The sequence below is a fragment of the Methanoregula sp. genome (assembly GCF_028712425.1).
Classification (GTDB): Archaea; Halobacteriota; Methanomicrobia; order Methanomicrobiales; family Methanospirillaceae; genus Methanoregula.
In genome coordinates this window covers 85,617-100,715 of record NZ_JAQTQD010000008.1, presented here as the reverse complement: position 1 = coordinate 100,715, position 15,099 = coordinate 85,617, and the positions used below count along the sequence as shown (strand labels likewise).

The 15,099-nt window shown below is 57.1% G+C and carries 20 protein-coding genes; 13 read left to right on the top strand and 7 right to left on the bottom strand.

What is annotated here, in order from left to right; all coding sequences use genetic code 11:
• Positions 1–404 (top strand): hypothetical protein (locus tag PHF39_RS06335; protein ID WP_300221769.1); only part of this gene is annotated, 404 nt, incomplete at its 5' end.
• An 18-nt stretch (positions 405–422) separates the two neighbouring features.
• On the opposite strand, the gene PHF39_RS06330 is transcribed toward PHF39_RS06335, so the two are convergent.
• The 3 genes from PHF39_RS06330 to PHF39_RS06320 form a co-directional block, all read right to left on the bottom strand.
• A complete protein-coding gene (locus PHF39_RS06330) occupies positions 423–1,784 on the bottom strand; it encodes a YcdB/YcdC domain-containing protein (RefSeq protein WP_300221766.1) in 1,362 nt (453 codons plus the stop codon).
• Positions 1,785–1,905: 121 nt separating this feature from the next.
• On the bottom strand, positions 1,906–2,229 hold the full coding sequence (locus tag PHF39_RS06325) for a hypothetical protein (RefSeq protein ID WP_300221763.1): 324 nt from the start codon (positions 2,227–2,229) through the stop codon (positions 1,906–1,908).
• 185 nt (positions 2,230–2,414) lie between these two features.
• A complete protein-coding gene (locus PHF39_RS06320) occupies positions 2,415–2,690 on the bottom strand; it encodes an acylphosphatase (RefSeq protein ID WP_300221760.1) in 276 nt (91 codons plus the stop codon).
• Positions 2,691–2,906: 216 nt separating this feature from the next.
• On the opposite strand from PHF39_RS06320, the gene PHF39_RS06315 reads away from it, so the two are divergent.
• The gene (locus PHF39_RS06315; RefSeq protein ID WP_300221757.1) at positions 2,907–3,449 is read left to right on the top strand and encodes a hypothetical protein; all 543 of its coding nucleotides are present in this window, start codon (positions 2,907–2,909) and stop codon (positions 3,447–3,449) included.
• A 151-nt stretch (positions 3,450–3,600) separates the two neighbouring features.
• Here PHF39_RS06315 and proS read toward each other — a convergent pair whose 3' ends face one another.
• The 3 genes from proS to PHF39_RS06300 are packed head-to-tail and all read right to left on the bottom strand — an operon-like array spanning position 3,601 to position 6,474.
• Entirely contained in the window at positions 3,601–5,037 is a 1,437-nt protein-coding gene (proS, locus tag PHF39_RS06310; protein WP_300221754.1) for a proline--tRNA ligase, read from the bottom strand.
• Positions 5,038–5,048: 11 nt separating this feature from the next.
• Positions 5,049–5,615, bottom strand: a complete 567-nt coding sequence (locus PHF39_RS06305) for a stage II sporulation protein M (protein ID WP_300221751.1) — start codon at positions 5,613–5,615, stop codon at positions 5,049–5,051.
• Positions 5,608–6,474: a DUF63 family protein gene (locus tag PHF39_RS06300; protein WP_300221748.1), complete on the bottom strand. Its 867-nt coding sequence runs from the start codon at positions 6,472–6,474 to the stop codon at positions 5,608–5,610. Before PHF39_RS06300 ends, PHF39_RS06305 begins: the two co-directional genes overlap by 8 nt.
• Before the next feature lie 11 nt (positions 6,475–6,485).
• Here PHF39_RS06300 and PHF39_RS06295 point away from each other — a divergent pair, with 11 nt between their 5' ends.
• Both PHF39_RS06295 and PHF39_RS06290 read left to right on the top strand, forming a co-directional pair.
• On the top strand, positions 6,486–7,565 hold the full coding sequence (locus tag PHF39_RS06295; protein ID WP_300221745.1) for an NAD(P)-dependent glycerol-1-phosphate dehydrogenase: 1,080 nt from the start codon (positions 6,486–6,488) through the stop codon (positions 7,563–7,565).
• Positions 7,566–7,575: 10 nt separating this feature from the next.
• Positions 7,576–8,022 (top strand): UPF0179 family protein, encoded by a 447-nt coding sequence (locus tag PHF39_RS06290; RefSeq protein WP_300221742.1) that lies wholly within the window; start codon positions 7,576–7,578, stop codon positions 8,020–8,022.
• Positions 8,023–8,119: 97 nt separating this feature from the next.
• On the opposite strand, the gene PHF39_RS06285 is transcribed toward PHF39_RS06290, so the two are convergent.
• Positions 8,120–8,995, bottom strand: coding sequence for an ADP-ribosylglycohydrolase family protein (locus tag PHF39_RS06285; RefSeq protein ID WP_300221739.1), 876 nt, complete (start codon positions 8,993–8,995; stop codon positions 8,120–8,122).
• Positions 8,996–9,070: 75 nt separating this feature from the next.
• On the opposite strand from PHF39_RS06285, the gene PHF39_RS06280 reads away from it, so the two are divergent.
• Genes PHF39_RS06280 through PHF39_RS06240 form a run of 9 tightly spaced genes read left to right on the top strand, consistent with a single transcriptional unit; the run spans position 9,071 to position 15,054 of the window.
• Positions 9,071–9,340 (top strand): UPF0058 family protein, encoded by a 270-nt coding sequence (locus PHF39_RS06280; protein WP_300221736.1) that lies wholly within the window; start codon positions 9,071–9,073, stop codon positions 9,338–9,340.
• 5 nt (positions 9,341–9,345) lie between these two features.
• Positions 9,346–10,932, top strand: a complete 1,587-nt coding sequence (locus PHF39_RS06275) for a tRNA uridine(34) 5-carboxymethylaminomethyl modification radical SAM/GNAT enzyme Elp3 (RefSeq protein ID WP_300221733.1) — start codon at positions 9,346–9,348, stop codon at positions 10,930–10,932.
• Positions 10,929–12,059, top strand: coding sequence for a DNA primase small subunit PriS (locus PHF39_RS06270; RefSeq protein ID WP_300221730.1), 1,131 nt, complete (start codon positions 10,929–10,931; stop codon positions 12,057–12,059). Before PHF39_RS06275 ends, PHF39_RS06270 begins: the two co-directional genes overlap by 4 nt.
• 35 nt (positions 12,060–12,094) lie before the next feature.
• On the top strand, positions 12,095–12,835 hold the full coding sequence (locus tag PHF39_RS06265) for a hypothetical protein (protein WP_300221727.1): 741 nt from the start codon (positions 12,095–12,097) through the stop codon (positions 12,833–12,835).
• Positions 12,836–12,873: 38 nt separating this feature from the next.
• Complete coding sequence (locus PHF39_RS06260) at positions 12,874–13,152, top strand: 50S ribosomal protein L44e (protein WP_300221725.1); 279 nt, start codon at positions 12,874–12,876, stop codon at positions 13,150–13,152.
• A 6-nt stretch (positions 13,153–13,158) separates the two neighbouring features.
• Positions 13,159–13,347: a 30S ribosomal protein S27e gene (locus PHF39_RS06255; RefSeq protein WP_300221722.1), complete on the top strand. Its 189-nt coding sequence runs from the start codon at positions 13,159–13,161 to the stop codon at positions 13,345–13,347.
• A gap of 8 nt (positions 13,348–13,355) precedes the next feature.
• Positions 13,356–14,141, top strand: coding sequence for a translation initiation factor IF-2 subunit alpha (locus PHF39_RS06250; protein ID WP_300221719.1), 786 nt, complete (start codon positions 13,356–13,358; stop codon positions 14,139–14,141).
• Between the two features lie 6 nt (positions 14,142–14,147).
• Positions 14,148–14,303, top strand: a complete 156-nt coding sequence (locus PHF39_RS06245) for an RNA-protein complex protein Nop10 (RefSeq protein WP_300221716.1) — start codon at positions 14,148–14,150, stop codon at positions 14,301–14,303.
• On the top strand, positions 14,296–15,054 hold the full coding sequence (locus PHF39_RS06240; protein ID WP_300221713.1) for a proteasome assembly chaperone family protein: 759 nt from the start codon (positions 14,296–14,298) through the stop codon (positions 15,052–15,054). Before PHF39_RS06245 ends, PHF39_RS06240 begins: the two co-directional genes overlap by 8 nt.
• Positions 15,055–15,099: the final 45 nt, after the last annotated feature.

Here is a 15,099-nt window from a genome sequence, read left to right as displayed (position 1 = left end):
AGGTCTTTCTCGATGAGCTCGTAGGGGGGAAATGCCCTCTCTGTGGCTGTTCGCTCGAGGACTTCGAGGAGACGTTTGGCGAGTACGAGGGGATCCTCGACCGTTCCGACCTCTCGTGGCTCATCTTCAATTACTTTGTCTTCAAGAAGTTCGTGGACCTCGGTGTCCCCCCGCACCAGGTTATGGAACTGGTCACCACCTACAGCCAGAATACCGAGAAATCCCCGGAAGAGTGGTCGCGGACAGGCTTTGTCCTGGAGGTCCCGATGAAACCGTGGGACCGGATTCTCCCGAAATACTGCGCGAAGTGTCACCGCTGGTTCATTCGCGGCGGAAAGAAGCAGATCCAGGGCGACATGAAGAAGACGGCGCTCAATGTCGGATTTGTCTGCGACAAGTGTTGAGCGCTTCAGGTTCTCTTTTTAGTGCCGGTACTCGATCACCGTTACGTTCCCCGTCTGGATGTCGATCCAGACAATCCTCGATGCCAGTGATGCGTTGGTGCGGAGTATTTCGTCATCAAAGACAATCTTCCATGCCAGCGGGACGGATCCCGGGCGCGGGATTGTTCCTTTCATCTGCCCGTTGTTCCAGCGTAATTCCGACGAGAGGATGCGGACGCTCCCGATCTGTTCCGGGTACACCGCCCTTGCAGCCTCTATGGCAGCATAGGTAGCCTCATGCCGTGCTATAGTCGGGACGACTGCCTGGGAGAATGCGTATTCCGGGGTTGTCCATTGCTTGTCATACCCGATCACCTCGCCCGTGAGAGCATCGACAACCACGGATATGCCGTCGGTGTCCACGGGGTAATCGAGATGCCGGCGCTCAAAAAAGAACGTGTACGCACCAGCGGCAGGCACCGACTCCGTTCCCCACCGGTCATACCGCGATGAGGTGAGGACAAGGGAAAGACCGCTGTTTCTGTCAGTGACGTACCTGCCGGCAATACCCTGCGCCGTTTCCTTGGTAATGGCAGGGGCGGCAGGTCTCCCAAAGGCAGGGATGTTCCGAGAGAATTTCCGTATCTCCCCATATGTTGCATCCACGGCTCCAGAGACCAGCGTCATGTTCCCGGATGCAAGGGTGAACCTCCAGATATCCCCCTCGCGCGGGCTGTTATCGTACCAGATGCCCGGCGAGGAAATATCCTCATGCGGGAACTCCCCAAGGACGACTTCAGCGACCATCTCTTTGGGGAATACGGTTGTATCTTCCCCTGCCGACCAGGGCATCCCTGTGGCAGCGTTGATAAAAACAACCAGGTCCTCTTGAGGCGCCTGGCCGCCTGTTTGCCGCAAAGTGAACCCGAAAAGGGACCGTGCTGAACCAGCCGAATAGTTCACGCTGCTGATGGTGAACATATCTTCAGGGCAATACCTGCGCAGGGCGGCTTCTGCCTGCACAAGAGTGAGGGAACCGCTGCCCTCCTGTTGCGGGACACCCGGTCCTATGGTATATCCTGCGACACGCGGGGCTGCGGCAGGGGGCGCCGGCGGTAAGGACGTTCTGGTTGTACCCTGTGACGGGATTTTTGCCTGCGAATCCAAAGATACGGTTGTGACAACACCTGTCGGGGGTGCCGGCCGTGAAGCGGGAGAGAATGGCGCCGCAGGAAGACCGGCCCATGACAGCCCGGAAAGGGAGAAGACGAGGACTGCGATTACAACAAGGATGTGGGTAATGGTGAGGATCCTGACCGCCGCACGCCTGCGATTTTTCTCGCGGATCTTCTGCCGGTACCGCTCCGGAAGATAGGGCTTGTTCTCATCCATACCTGCCATGATCTATTCCTGGTAGTAGTGGTACATGGAAGGAGGTAAAAAATGGTGCAGCACTGCAAGGTGCAAGCAGGATGGTGCAGGACCCCTGCAACGGTGCGGAGCGGATGGGGAGCCGAATCTGTTATTCCTCTCTCTCGTCATCCCTGTTCCGGAAACTGACAAACCAGATTACGAGTGCGATCAGTACTACCGCGAAACATACTGCAAGGAACCGGGGATCCACGGAGATCCCGATGACACTGGGGCCAAATGCCATGTACCGTGGACCGGGTAAGGTCTCCACATCCAGTTCGGCCCGGAAGAGATCAATCGGCGTCGGCGTCACGGTGAATCGCGCAACTTCCGCCCCTCCATCAAATGACTGGTTGGTGAAATTCGTGTCAATCCCCTGCCGAACCAGTACGGGTGGATTACCGGGCTCCGGGCCTGCATATCCCGGTATCACGAGAGAGCAGAGAAGAAAAAATACAAGAGCGGAAGAGAATCGATGGTTTTTCTTCCTGGGAAGAGCAGTCATTATACTCTTATGAGAGTAGTTGTGCGACCGAGAACAGGTTTGTGGTCGGATAGACGAAGAGACCTGATTTTTTCGGGGGCACGATGAAAAAAGCAGAGGTACGCTCTTTGGATCTACCACTCCACCCGGAAGCCGCGGTACTCCCCGGTGGCAGGACCGGGGGACACATCGATCTGCTCCACATGGATCTCCGGGTTGTCACGTGCATGTGCATACCTGATAAAATTTGAAAGCGACGCAGGGGAACTCTCGGCAACCATCTCAACGGTGCCGTCCGGGAGGTTCTTCACGTACCCGTGCACGCCGGTAGCATGGGCGCAGGTCTCCACGAAATGCCGGTATCCTACGCCCTGCACCCGGCCCCTGGCAATGGCGGTGATCCGCTCCATACCCTACGTTTCTGACGATAAGCAATCATAAATGTTGGCATATTGTACCGGCGAAGCACAGGGTGGCGGGCAAAAAAGGATCGTTTAAAGGCCGGGGATCTCATCGGCTCAAGGTCATCGCAGGAACTGGATCCGGAATAGTTTTGTGAAGGGTAACATGTTTTTATAGGATCCAGCCCCCACTTTATCGCAGTACAAAGGCAGAGGTAACAGGCCTTGAAATACCAGTTTTTCATTATCGTAACGCTCCTTGTTGCAGCTGTTTTTCTTGCCGGCTGCACCGAAGAGGATCTCTCGCCGATCACGGAGACCCTCTCAGCGGAGCCACCCCTCCCGGGCCAGGCACTGGTCCTTGTCGGGGACGTGACCGGCGACGGCCTGGCCGGGGGCACCATCGACACCATCGATTTCACGGTTTCTCTCGTCCCGGGTGCCCGACCCATTGATATGGAGAAGATCTCGATAGTCTACGCCGATACCATCAAGACGGAGTCGTTAATCCCGGTAGAAAGTTACTGGGGCGATCCCCCCATGGGCTGCTGGGGGATCCTGAATGTGGTGGACCAGATCGGCGACCAGAATAACCGGATCGAGGACAAAGAGCGGTTCGTGATACGGCTCAACCCGCGTGCATACCTGCCTGCCAATCGGATGGTGGTCATCGTTATCCGGGCTCCCGATGTAGCAACACCCCTGACAATCCGGCGGTTTGCCCCTGCCGAGATCGCAGCGCAGGGCAATCTCCTCACACCCGCGTGAAGTGAAGCGGAAGGGATCGGATCCTATCTTCTTTTCAGGTTTGGTACCGGATTACCGTTACTTGTACTGGTGGGTGCATCCCTGTAATCCGGCAAGAGCGCAATTCCCGGCATGCAGGAGATGAGAGATCCCTGAAAGGGCTGTAAAAAAGTTAATAGGTCCGCCCGACAACCGTTGCCTTGCCCGGCTTGCCGCAGACAATGCATTTCCCGTCGCTTGCGGCCACATAGGGTGAACGTACCTCGGTACCGAGGATGGAAGAGGTTGCTTTCTCCTCGATGGCATCGCCGCATTCGCGTTCCCGGCACCAGTGGACAACGGCAACCTTTCCCTCGTTGAGAGCCGTATTGAGAGATTCCATTGAATCAACCGAACAAAGGTGGGACTTCGTGTGCTCTTCGGCCTTCGTACGGATCGCTTCCGTAATCTCCGCAAGCACCCGGGTCACTCCCTCACAGACGGTTGCGAGCTCGATGGATGTCTTCTCTCCCGTCCGCTTCACGGCCATGACCTTTCCTCCGTCGATATCGCGGGGTCCGAGTTCGAGCCGGAGCGGTACTCCGCGGAGTTCCCACCAGTAGTACTTGGCACCGGGCCGCATGTCACGGGTGTCCATCTTTACCCGGAAACCGGCTGCCTTCAGGTCTGACTCCAGCTTCTTTGCCGCAGCGAGGACATCCTCGTGGCGTTTGCCAATGGTGATCGGGACAATGACTGCCTGGACCGGTGCAACGGCGGGGGGTAGGATGAGCCCCTTGTCATCACCGTGCATGGAGATGAGGGCGGCAATCGACCGCTCCGATATCCCGTAACAGGTCTGGTTGGCGAGCTGCTGCTCCCCGTTCTTGTCCTCGTAGTTGATGGAGAAAGTCTTCGAGAAGTGCGTCCCGAGGTGGTGAACAGTCCCGATCTGGAGGGTGCGGCCATTGGGCATGATGGCGTCCACCGCGATCGTGTAGTCAGCCCCCGGGAACTTGTCCCAGTCCGGCCGCTTCGAGATGGTGATGGGGATGCAAAGACCGTCGTAGAATTCCTTCGTGAGGCCAAGCTCGTACTCGCACTGTGCTTCGGCCTCCTCCCAGGTGGCGTGGACCGTGTGGGACTCCATGAATGAGGTGATCTCCCGAAGGCGGATCAGCGGCCGGGTCTGCTTGGTCTCGTACCGGAACGTGTTGACGATCTGGTAATACTTCATCGGCAGGTCTGCATGAGAGCGGAGCCAGAGGGCGTACATCGGGTAGATGGCAGTCTCGCTCGTGGGCCGGAGGGCAAGCTTGACATCGAGCGGGGTCGTTCCCCCGTGAGTGACCCAGTAGACCTCATCCTCAAAGCCCTTGATGTGCTCCGCCTCTTTCATGAACTCCTGTTCTGGGATGAGCAGCGGGAAGAGGGTCTCCTCGTGGTCACGGTCGAGGAGTTCCCGGAGCCGGTTATAGACAAACTTCCGGATCGCAAACCCGTACGGGTACCAGACGTACAGCCCCTTGACCGGGTAGCGGACATCCATGATCCCGGCCCGCCAGAGAATATCGTTGAACCATCCGGAAAAGTCCTGCTTCGTCGGCAGGGTACCTGTATCGTCGTCCATCTCGTGTCCTCTTAAGCTACTAATTGTATGATAACCGGCGTAATAAAAGCCTCGACACAGGCGGCGACAACAACAAGCGGGAGGACTGAGAGTACAAAGAGCCTGCCGTACCGGGCCGCCTCTTTTTCGGTGTCTCCCTCACCGTACCATTCGGCAATGAGGCCCTGTGCAAGGAGTATCCCGAGTGCCCCCGCGATGATAAATGCCGGGATCTCGAAGATGCCGTGCGGGATGAGGGCAGCGGCAACAAACAGGGGTGAGTGGGTCTCGTGGACGATCTCCATGATCGCTCCGATGACGATACCATTCAGGCTCATAATGAAAATGGTCAGGATTCCAAAGGATGCCCCTCCAAGGAAGAGGAGGATACAGGCCCCGATGTTATTGACAAAAAGCTTGGCGCACATGTCCACCGGGTTATCCTTGGTGATCTCTCCTGCGACCTCCTTGGCAAAGAGATCCATCAGCTGCTCTCCTATGGCCGGGTTCTGGGCAGATCCTATCCACCCGACACACATGGTGGAAAAAAAGAGGAGAAGTGTGATTACCAGGGCATTGGCGAGCGGGGAATTAGACATAGAGGACCATCCGGACCATGTCGCGGATACCGGGTGCAAATCCGACAACGATCATCGCCAGCAGCACGAGGTGCCAGAATGCCGTGTTGGCTTCCTTGCGGTAGAGCTGCATGATGTAGACTGCCGGGAAGAGGACGATGAGTTTCAAGGGATACATGACGAATGCTGTGCCGGTCAGGTCGATGAGGTGGGAGCCGACCACATGCTGCTCGATGTACTGGAGCGACGGGTGGAGGTCGATCCCGAAGCTGGTGGCGCTGGCATCGAGGAGCTGACCGAAGAGCAGGGTGATGTACAGCGGATCCTTCACATACTCCCACCGGCAGACATAGCGCATGAACGCCCAGACAAGGGCCGTTGCCACAACGGCCATGAGCGGGATCACGCCCAGCACGTAGAAATCGATGCCGTGGTGTGTCGTGCTCCAGGCAATAAGGATGAGCGAGGCGACAACGACAGAGGAGACACCAGCCCAGAAATAGAACGTCAGGTAATTCTTTGTGAACCCCTGGAGCGTGAGGTACCGCGAGAGGAAGAGCATGCCTATCGTAAAGAAGAAGAGGACGAAATAGATGAGCGGGGTTATCAGGAAATACTTGAAGTCACCGGTGATCATGCCGGTGTCTTCGATGACCCGCATGACGCCACCGAGAATGACATAGGGGATGGTCGAGAGGATGAAGGTGGCGTCAATGGTAAACCCGATATCCGAGAGCCACGTGGACGTGGACAACCAGCGGTACAACAGGTAAACACCGGCGACAAGGATAAGGGCGTAGGTCAGCGTATCGACAACATTATAGGGCTGCCCGAGCCTGATGGGATCGATGTAGTATTTGTAGATGAAATCACTAATCATCCATGATTACAATGAGCGCAGATGCAATAAAATTACTCAAAGAGAAGGTCTTTGACAAGTCCCGGTGGATGCAGCTGCCCCGCGACGTTGTGATTGGCCATGATGTCTTCCAGCAACTCCCCTCTGTCTGCGATGACCTGAAACTGGGTAAGAAAGCGCTCTTAATCTCGGGGAAGAACACGATGGAGCTTGCCGGGAACCGGGTCCGGGATGTGCTTTCTGGTAACCGGTCCGTTGTCCCGTTCTTTGCCGAAGAGATCAGCCTCCCCCTCATCAAGGAAGCCGAGAAGGCGGCGGCAGATGCGGATTTCCTTATCGGTGTCGGAGGGGGGAGGGTCATCGATACCGCAAAGATCGTTTCGTTCAACCTCGACCGCCCGTTCATATCCGTGCCTACGGCAGCATCGCATGACGGGATCGCCTCAGCCCGGGCATCGGTTGCCATCGAGGGGGGTCACTCCTCACTCCAGGCTCACCCTCCCCTTGCCATCGTGGCAGACACCGCGATCATCGCACAGGCACCCCACCGCCTCCTTGCAGCAGGGTGTGCGGATGTCATCTCCAATTATACTGCCATCCTCGACTGGGAACTCGCGCACCGGGTGAAAGGCGAACAGGTGAGCGAGTACGCGGCTGCCCTGTCGAAGATGACCGCGGAGATTTTAGTGAAGAATGCCCACCTCATCAAGCCGTCCAGCGAGGAATCGGCATGGATCGTAACGAAAGCACTCGTGTCCAGCGGAGTGGCCATGAGCATTGCCGGGTCCTCACGCCCGGCAAGCGGGGGGGAGCACAAGTTCTCCCATGCCCTTGAACGAATCGCCCCGGGCAAGGCACTCCATGGCGAGAGCTGCGGGATCGGCACGATCATCTCGATGTACCTCCATGGCGGGGACTGGAAGGGGATCCGCGAATCGCTGAAGAGTATCGGTGCACCGGTCACCCCAAAAGACGTGGGCATTGATGATGGAATGGCGGTGGAAGCGCTCCTGATGGCAAAGGATATCCGTCCCGAGCGCTTTACCATATTCGATATGGGGCTGACCCGCGAATCGGCAGAGAACCTGGTGCGGATGCTGTATATGGAATAAGGTGGATGGTATGACGGACGCAAAGACAAAAGTGACCCTTGTCGGAACGGTGCTTGCGAAGCCGGGGACAGAGTTCATTTACGAAGGCGAAGCAGCTGAATGCGGGACCTGTAAAGTGAAGAAAGCCTGCAACAACCTGCAGAAAGGCCGGAAATACCGTGTCGTCTCAATCAGGACAACCCACCATGACTGTACGGTTCACCTTAACGGGACAACGGCGGTTGAGGTGACAGAGGCCCCGATCACCCTCCTGATCAGCCCGGAGATGGCGATCATCAACTCCAAGATCAAGCCCGAGTTCTCCTGCAACAAGCATGACTGCCGGAGTTTTGATCTCTGCCGCCCGGAAGGGATTGTCGAGGGTGAGAAGTATATTGTCGTAGATGTCCTTGGCAATGCGCCAAATATCTGCGATAAGGGCCGGGTGCTGAAGCTTGTGGAGATCAAGCCGGCGTAAACCCTTTTTTATTTAGTTTCCCTCTTGAATTCATCATCAATTGCTCAACGCAGCATTCGGGATGAACCCGGAGATCTGATAGTTCTGCGAATATCACTTATCGCACCATATTGTCCGCTCGTGCCGCCCAGACCCGCTCCGCCAGCCTGACAAGTTCTTCGTACCCTTCAAGATCCCGCCGCCACCGTATTGGAACAGCTTCAAGCCCCCAGCACGCTCCGGCCAGTGCACCGGTACAGGCACCGACCGTATCAGCATCGCCGCCAAGGTTTACCGCGGAGAGGACTGCCTGTTCAAACGACCGGGCATCCATGAAACAGCGGAGCGCTGCATGCGAGCAGAGTACACAATCTAAGGAAGGCTCAGGATCATACTGTTCGTAACTGCCCAGGATTGCGTGAACCTCAGGATATATACAGAGCGAACGGGCGTGCCGGAATGCAGTCTTCCGTGGAACGCCCCTGACCATCTCGCTCACCATCAGGTTCAGGAACGCTGAACAGTGCCCTCCCACCGGGTCGTGATGCGTTATGGCAGAGCAGCGGATGCTCATTGAGATTATATCTGGTGGAGGGAAGAAGATACCAAGGGGGAAGCCCCGCATCACGCTGCCATTGGACCGGCTGCCATGGTTCTGAGTATGAACGATCCGTGCGGCCCGGTGCGGCGGGGTCCCGGAAAGCACCAGATCGAAAAACCGGGAGGATGTCGGACCATACCATTTCGGACGTTGTATATATCCCAGCGATAATTTTTTTATCAGGTCGCCTTCATCAAAGCGCCCACATACGGCGAGCGATTCTGCAACTGCACCAGCCTGCAGCGTGTCATCCGTGACTTCACCGGCTTTTCGGAAATGGCGCCCGCCGGGCCGCATTTGCGTAAGCCAGACTTCAGATCTTTGAGATCCTTCCAAGGGCGCACCCAACGCGTCGCCAACAGCGAGTCCAATGAGCGATCCCTCATGCCGCATTGTTCCTGATATAAACCTCACCAATAAGATATATCTGCCCCACAAAAAAAGGATCATTTTGGAAAAGGTGATAGTGTGCAAAAGGAAGAATTGCTGCATTTACATATGCTGATGATCCACATCAAGAAGTACTACGAGGGCGTCAGCAACGAAGAGATCGGAACTGAACGTTACAATTCCCTGGAAATTTCTCCTGTCCACATTCACAAGGATAAGAAAGCCCATAAGGATGCTCTCCTCACGCTCGGGGATGAGATCGTAACCTATATCCACCACCGCCCCGCCCCGCCTGTGGTGAACTATTCTCCTGAGTCTGCTTCCCAGAAAGTTGCAGCTGAACATTAATTCTCATGGATGAGGAATCTGCTCTCCGGGAGATTATCTCCCGCCTCCTCACCATTCCTGAAGGTGCCTGTAACGATGCCACCGTTGTTGCGGCTAAGATAGAAACCTGCAGGAAGTATTCCCTGCCGGCAGTGCCGAAGAACTCCGCGATCCTCTCCGCTGCACGCCCGGAGGAGTACGAGACTCTCCGGAAGATCCTGCTTGTCAAACCGTCCCGCACCCTGTCCGGCGTTGCCCCGGTTGCCGTGATGACCTCCCCGTATCCCTGCCCCCATGGCAAGTGTCTTCCCTGCCCGGGCGGGCCGGACCACCCGTTTCACTCCCCGCAGAGTTATACCGGGGAGGAACCGGCAGCAAAACGGGCCCGCGAACACGAGTATGATCCGTTCCGGCAGGTACAGGCACGACTGGAACAATTTGAGATCTTGGGACACCGCGTGGACAAGGTGGAGCTGATCGTGATGGGCGGGACGATGACTGCCCGCCCTGTCGAATACCAAGAGGAGTTCGTCTCCCGGTGCATCGAGGCGATGAACACCTACCCGGAAAACACACCTGCACCGCAGCACCTGCCGGTGGATGCTGTCGAATCGGCTAATGAGATATCTGCGATCCGGTGCGTTGCGATGACCTTCGAGACCCGGCCTGACTGGTGCCGCCGGGAACACATCGACCGGATGCTTGACCTTGGCGTAACAAAAGTGGAACTCGGTGTCCAGCATACGGATGATGCCATCCTCGCATTCAACCGCCGGGGCTGCACGGTCGCCGATACGGTTGAAGCAAACACGCTCCTCCGTGACGCCGGGCTCAAGGTTGGCTTCCACATGATGCCCAACCTCCCCTCCTCTACCATGGAAGCGGATCGTCAGATGTTCGAAACACTCTTTGCCGACCCGCGCTTCCGCCCCGATTTCCTGAAGATCTACCCGACCTTAGTCACCCCGGGTTCCGAGATTGAGGATCTCTGGAAACGGGGTGGATATTCCCCGTATGATGAGGAGAAACTTATCGACCTGATCGCATACGGGAAGTCCCTTATCCCGGAATATACGCGGCTCCAGCGGATCCAGCGGGATATCCCGGCCAAGCTGATCGTTGCCGGCTCCCCGCACTCCAACTTCCGGCAACTGGCGCAGAACCGGTTGAAGGCGCTCGGAAAACGGTGCCGGTGCATCCGGTGCCGGGAGATCGGGCGTCTTCCCTCCCTTGCGGAGATGGAGATCCGTGTCCTGGTATACGAGGCCTGCGGAGGAAAGGAACACTTCATCTCGGCGGTCTCGGATGATTCCCTCATCGGTTTCTCCCGGCTCCGGTTCCCTTCGCAGGTCTACCGCCCCGAGCTCGAAGAAGCGGCTGTTATGCGCGAGCTGCACGTGTACGGCAGCCTCGTTCCCGTGGGAAAGGATGCCGAATCCGAGGAGTGGCAGCACCGGAACTTCGGGAAGATGCTCCTTGCACGGGCCGAGGAAATTGCAGTGGCCGCCGGTTACCACAATCTTGCCATCATGAGCGGCATCGGTGTCCGACCGTATTACCGCAGGCAGGGATATGAACGCAGAGGGCCCTATATGATCAAGGGGTTGTCATGAACCCGGCCACAGCCGAATTCCTCCGCCAGCGGTTTACCGAGTATTACATGAAGACGGTCCTTGTCGCTCCGCCGTCCATCGTGCAGCGCGAGTGGGGCTTCATCCTCTTCAACCCGGGCGCAGCCGAGACCCGGATGCGGCGGCACATCGGCTTTCCCGGCAGCGGCGAGATGGTCTCCTTTATCCAGAACCTCATCCCCCAGCACGCCTACTACTCGACGGCATACTACGAGAAGCCCGATGCCGGGACGATGGCAGACAAGGGCTGGTGCGGGGCCGATTTGATCTTCGACCTTGATGCCGATCATATTGTGCGGGGGCCGTATGACCAGATGCTCTCCCGGGTAAAGGAAGAGACAGAAAAACTCCTCTCGATGCTGATCGATGAGTTCGGGATCGATCCAAAGACCATCGACCTGGTGTTTTCAGGGGGACGGGGCTACCATGTCCACCTGCGCGACATCGCGTTCAGGAACTGGGGAAGTTCCGAACGACGGGAACTGATCGATTACGTCTGCGGTATCGGCATCGATCCCCCGGCCATGCTCTCGGGGAGGCTTACAGGTGCACCGGGCTGGCCGGAGCGGTACCGTGGAGCCCTCATCGAATATCTCGGCTGGATAGGTACGCTTCCGGAACCGGAAGCCGTCGCCCATCTCACTGCAATCGAAGGGATCGGAAAGGACTCCGCAGCCACATTCCTGAAGAAGCGGGAGGAAATTATAGCAGACATCGCAAACCGGCCCTCCCCGATGATCCTCAAGAACCGTGTCCTCTCCCTTATTGTCCAGCAGCAGGAAGGGGAGTTCAAGAAGCGGCTCTTCTCCCGGGCAGCCCTTGCCGACGAACCGGTCACGACCGACACGAAGCGCCTCATACGAATGCCCACCTCCCTCCACGGCGGGAGCGGGATGCGGGTGCAGCCCCTTGAGCTCCGTGAGTTGCATGATTTCGAGCCGCTCACCGACGCGGTCGTGTTCGGGACACGCGACGTGAAGGTGGATGCAAAATTCCCGCTGAAAATGCCGATGCTCGGAAGCACTTATGAGATCCAAAAGGGCATCACTACAGTACCGGAAGCGGTGGCAGTCTTTCTCTGCTGCCGCGGCATAGCGGAAATCGCATAAATAATAGGATCAATATATAATACCGGGACGTAACCATGAAGCTCGATGACCTGCGCAGCATCCTTCTTTCAGAGCGGGAGACCGGGAGGCTGACATCGGTCTCTCCCGATTTTTACGAGAAAGGGCATGCCGAGCTTGCGGCCATCACAAAGAAAGTCTACGAGTTCGAAGACCCGTTCTCCGACGAGGCACGTTCACTTATCGATGAGACGCTCTCGATCCGGGAGACCCTCGAGGACATCTTCTCCTTAAGGACCCGGAAGATCCTCGCGCTCACGGTGATGCATGCCGAGGGTAATTATTATGACCGCGAAGAGGTGAAGCGGATGATCCCGGCGGAGCGTGAGATGTTCGACCAGATCACGGCCGCGATCGAACAGTCGCAGGGGCACCTTATCCGGAACCGCCCCCATGTGCCGATAACCTCCCCGCGGCATGGTGCTCCAGTCCCGGCTGCAGCAACCGCAGCTGTCACGGTCAGCGATGAGGGTGATCCCGGGGAACTCTCTGAACCAGCGGAGATAGGAGAAGAAGCAGATGCCCCGGCAGAACAGGCAGGGCCGGCACCGGTCCCCGTGGCTGCAGCCCCGGCCGGTTCAGGACCGATCACCCATCCCTGCACCCTCGTGCGGGTTCTCCAGGATATGGACACGTTCATGGGGGTGGATGGGAGAGTTTATACCCTCTCAAAGGGAGATATAGTGACGCTTCCCGAGCGGAATGCTGCGGTCCTTACCGAGCGCAACATAGTCTTAAATATCAACCTCTGCAAATAATATAGGTATTCGTCATCAGGACTATCGGTGAAATTTTCATGAAGATGCCAGCAAAATTTACGACCTACTGCCCCTTCTGCAGGAGCCACCAGGAGCACGAGGTCGAGAAGGTAAAGAAGGGCAAGACAACCGGTCTCCACTGGATTGACCGGCAGAAAGCCCGAAGGGGCCATGTCGGGAACCGGGGCAAGTTCTCCAAGGTACCCGGTGGCGACAAGCCGACAAAGAAGATCAACGTCCGGTACCGCTGTGTCACCTGCAAGAAGGCGCACCTGCGCAAGGGTTACCGTGTCGCGAAATTCGAACTGACGGAGTAAACGAACATGGTAAGCCAGATCAGGGAAAACCGGAGCAAATTTTTCAAGGTAAAGTGCCCCGACTGTGAGAACGAACAGGTCGTCTTCGAGAAGGCCAGCACGGTCGTAAAGTGCGTAGTCTGTGGCAGCGAGCTTGCAACACCCGCAGGCGGATGCGCGAACATCAAGGCCGAGATCGTCCAAGAGCTCCAGTGAGTCGTCTCATGGCAGACAGGGAGTGGCCCCAGGAATCGGAACTGGTCGTCTGCACGGTCGAGAACGTGAAGGACTTCGTTGCCTTCGTTTCGCTCGATGAATACGGCGGCCGCCAGGGGCTCATCCCCATATCAGAGATCGCCACTGGCTGGATCAAGTATATCCGCGACCATATTCGCGAGGGCCAGAAGATTGTCTGCAAGGTCCTCAACGTTGACCGGTCCCGCGGCCATATCGATCTTTCTTTAAAAGACGTCAACGAGCACCAGCGCCGCGAAAAGATCCGCGACTGGAAGAACGAGTCCAAGGCAAAGAAGTGGCTTGGTTTTGTCGCAGACCAGACAAAGGAGCCCCTTGCATCGATCGAGGACGTCATTTACAAGAAGTACGGGGCGTTCTACCCGGTCTTCGAAGACCTTGTCATTGATCCCGAGACAACGGTAAAGAAACTCGGTTTTTCCAAAAAGATCTCCGAGATCCTCCAGAAAGTGGCCGGCGAGAGTGTCAGGGTCCCCCATGTCGAGGTGACCGGCCACCTTATCCTGGAATCGACCCGACCGGACGGCGTCGAGGTAATAAGGAAGGCTCTTGAGAAGGCGAATGCTACAAAGAGTGCCGGGGCAGAGATTGAACTGTTATACCTTGGCGCACCCACGTACCGCATCAAGGTAAAGGCCCCGGATTATAAGGCTGCCGAGAAAGCGATCGAGAAGTCTGCCAATGCAGCGATTGCAGTCCTCGAGAAGGCTGGTGGCGAGGGCAAGCTCGTCAAGAAACCGAAGTCCGGGAAGTAACACACAATGACCGGCCGTATACGGCACTGCCCGGCAGACCATATCTATACCCTTTCTTTAACCTGTCCTGCCTGCGGGAAACCGACAACTGTTGCCCACCCGGCGCGTTTTTCACCCGTGGACAAGTATGGCAGGTACCGCAGGCTGGCAAAACATGACTGAGGACATAACGGTCCGGTATGCCGAGGGCTATCCGGAAAAAACCCTTTTTGATCCGATCCTGATTGAAGGGCTCCCGGGCATCGGGCAGGTGGGAAAGCTTGTGGCCGAGTACATGATCCACATGCTCTCGGCCAGGAAGATCGGGGAGATCCACTCTATCTACTTCCCCCCTCAGGTTGTTCTCGAAGAGGACGGCCTTGCACGGATGGCGAGAAATGAGATCTTTCTTTACCGTGAGGAGGGGAAGCGCGATGTCGTCTTCGTTGTCGGTGACCACCAGAGCACATCAGGGGAAGGCCACTATATCCTTGCCGACTGTTACTGCGATATTGCCGAAGAGCTGAAGGTCAGGATGATTTACACGCTCGGCGGTTTTGGCGTAGGTCACCTCGTCAACGGGCCGCGGGTACTCGGGGCAGTGAACAAGAAAGAGCTCCGTCCCCCGCTGGAAGCCGCCGGCGTCACGTTCGACCGCGACGAACCGGGCGGCGGGATTGTCGGCGCCGCCGGTTTGATCCTCGGTCTCTCCGCCGTGCGGGGGATCGATGCGGTCTGCCTCATGGGTGAGACGAGCGGATATCTCGTGGACCCGATGGCAGCCGCAAGCGTCCTTTCCGTGCTCTCGAAACTGATCGACCTGCCTGTCGACCCGACCAAGCTCAACGACCGTGCCGCGGAGATGGAGAAGGCCATCGAGAGCATGGTCGAGGGTGAGAAGGGGAAGGATGAGGAACTGAATTATATCGGGTAAGGGACCGGGATGATCAGCCGCCCCGTTGAAGGCTCTCTTTTCTTA

Bases quoted from the DNA above. Each gene is read 5' to 3' on its own strand.
- PHF39_RS06240 (WP_300221713.1), top strand. From the start codon at position 14,296: ATGACTGAGGACATAACGGTCCGGTATGCCGAGGGCTATCCGGAAAAA.
- PHF39_RS06285 (WP_300221739.1), bottom strand. From the start codon at position 8,995: ATGCGGCATGAGGGATCGCTCATTGGACTCGCTGTTGGCGACGCGTTG.
- PHF39_RS06275 (WP_300221733.1), top strand. From the start codon at position 9,346: ATGGATGAGGAATCTGCTCTCCGGGAGATTATCTCCCGCCTCCTCACC.
- PHF39_RS06330 (WP_300221766.1), bottom strand. From the start codon at position 1,784: ATGGCAGGTATGGATGAGAACAAGCCCTATCTTCCGGAGCGGTACCGG.
- PHF39_RS06270 (WP_300221730.1), top strand. From the start codon at position 10,929: ATGAACCCGGCCACAGCCGAATTCCTCCGCCAGCGGTTTACCGAGTAT.
- PHF39_RS06260 (WP_300221725.1), top strand. From the start codon at position 12,874: ATGAAGATGCCAGCAAAATTTACGACCTACTGCCCCTTCTGCAGGAGC.
- PHF39_RS06300 (WP_300221748.1), bottom strand. From the start codon at position 6,474: ATGATTAGTGATTTCATCTACAAATACTACATCGATCCCATCAGGCTC.
- PHF39_RS06290 (WP_300221742.1), top strand. From the start codon at position 7,576: ATGACGGACGCAAAGACAAAAGTGACCCTTGTCGGAACGGTGCTTGCG.
- PHF39_RS06255 (WP_300221722.1), top strand. From the start codon at position 13,159: ATGGTAAGCCAGATCAGGGAAAACCGGAGCAAATTTTTCAAGGTAAAG.
- proS (WP_300221754.1), bottom strand. From the start codon at position 5,037: ATGGACGACGATACAGGTACCCTGCCGACGAAGCAGGACTTTTCCGGA.
- PHF39_RS06320 (WP_300221760.1), bottom strand. From the start codon at position 2,690: ATGGAGCGGATCACCGCCATTGCCAGGGGCCGGGTGCAGGGCGTAGGA.
- PHF39_RS06265 (WP_300221727.1), top strand. From the start codon at position 12,095: ATGAAGCTCGATGACCTGCGCAGCATCCTTCTTTCAGAGCGGGAGACC.
- PHF39_RS06250 (WP_300221719.1), top strand. From the start codon at position 13,356: ATGGCAGACAGGGAGTGGCCCCAGGAATCGGAACTGGTCGTCTGCACG.
- PHF39_RS06295 (WP_300221745.1), top strand. From the start codon at position 6,486: ATGAGCGCAGATGCAATAAAATTACTCAAAGAGAAGGTCTTTGACAAG.
- PHF39_RS06305 (WP_300221751.1), bottom strand. From the start codon at position 5,615: ATGTCTAATTCCCCGCTCGCCAATGCCCTGGTAATCACACTTCTCCTC.
- PHF39_RS06245 (WP_300221716.1), top strand. From the start codon at position 14,148: ATGACCGGCCGTATACGGCACTGCCCGGCAGACCATATCTATACCCTT.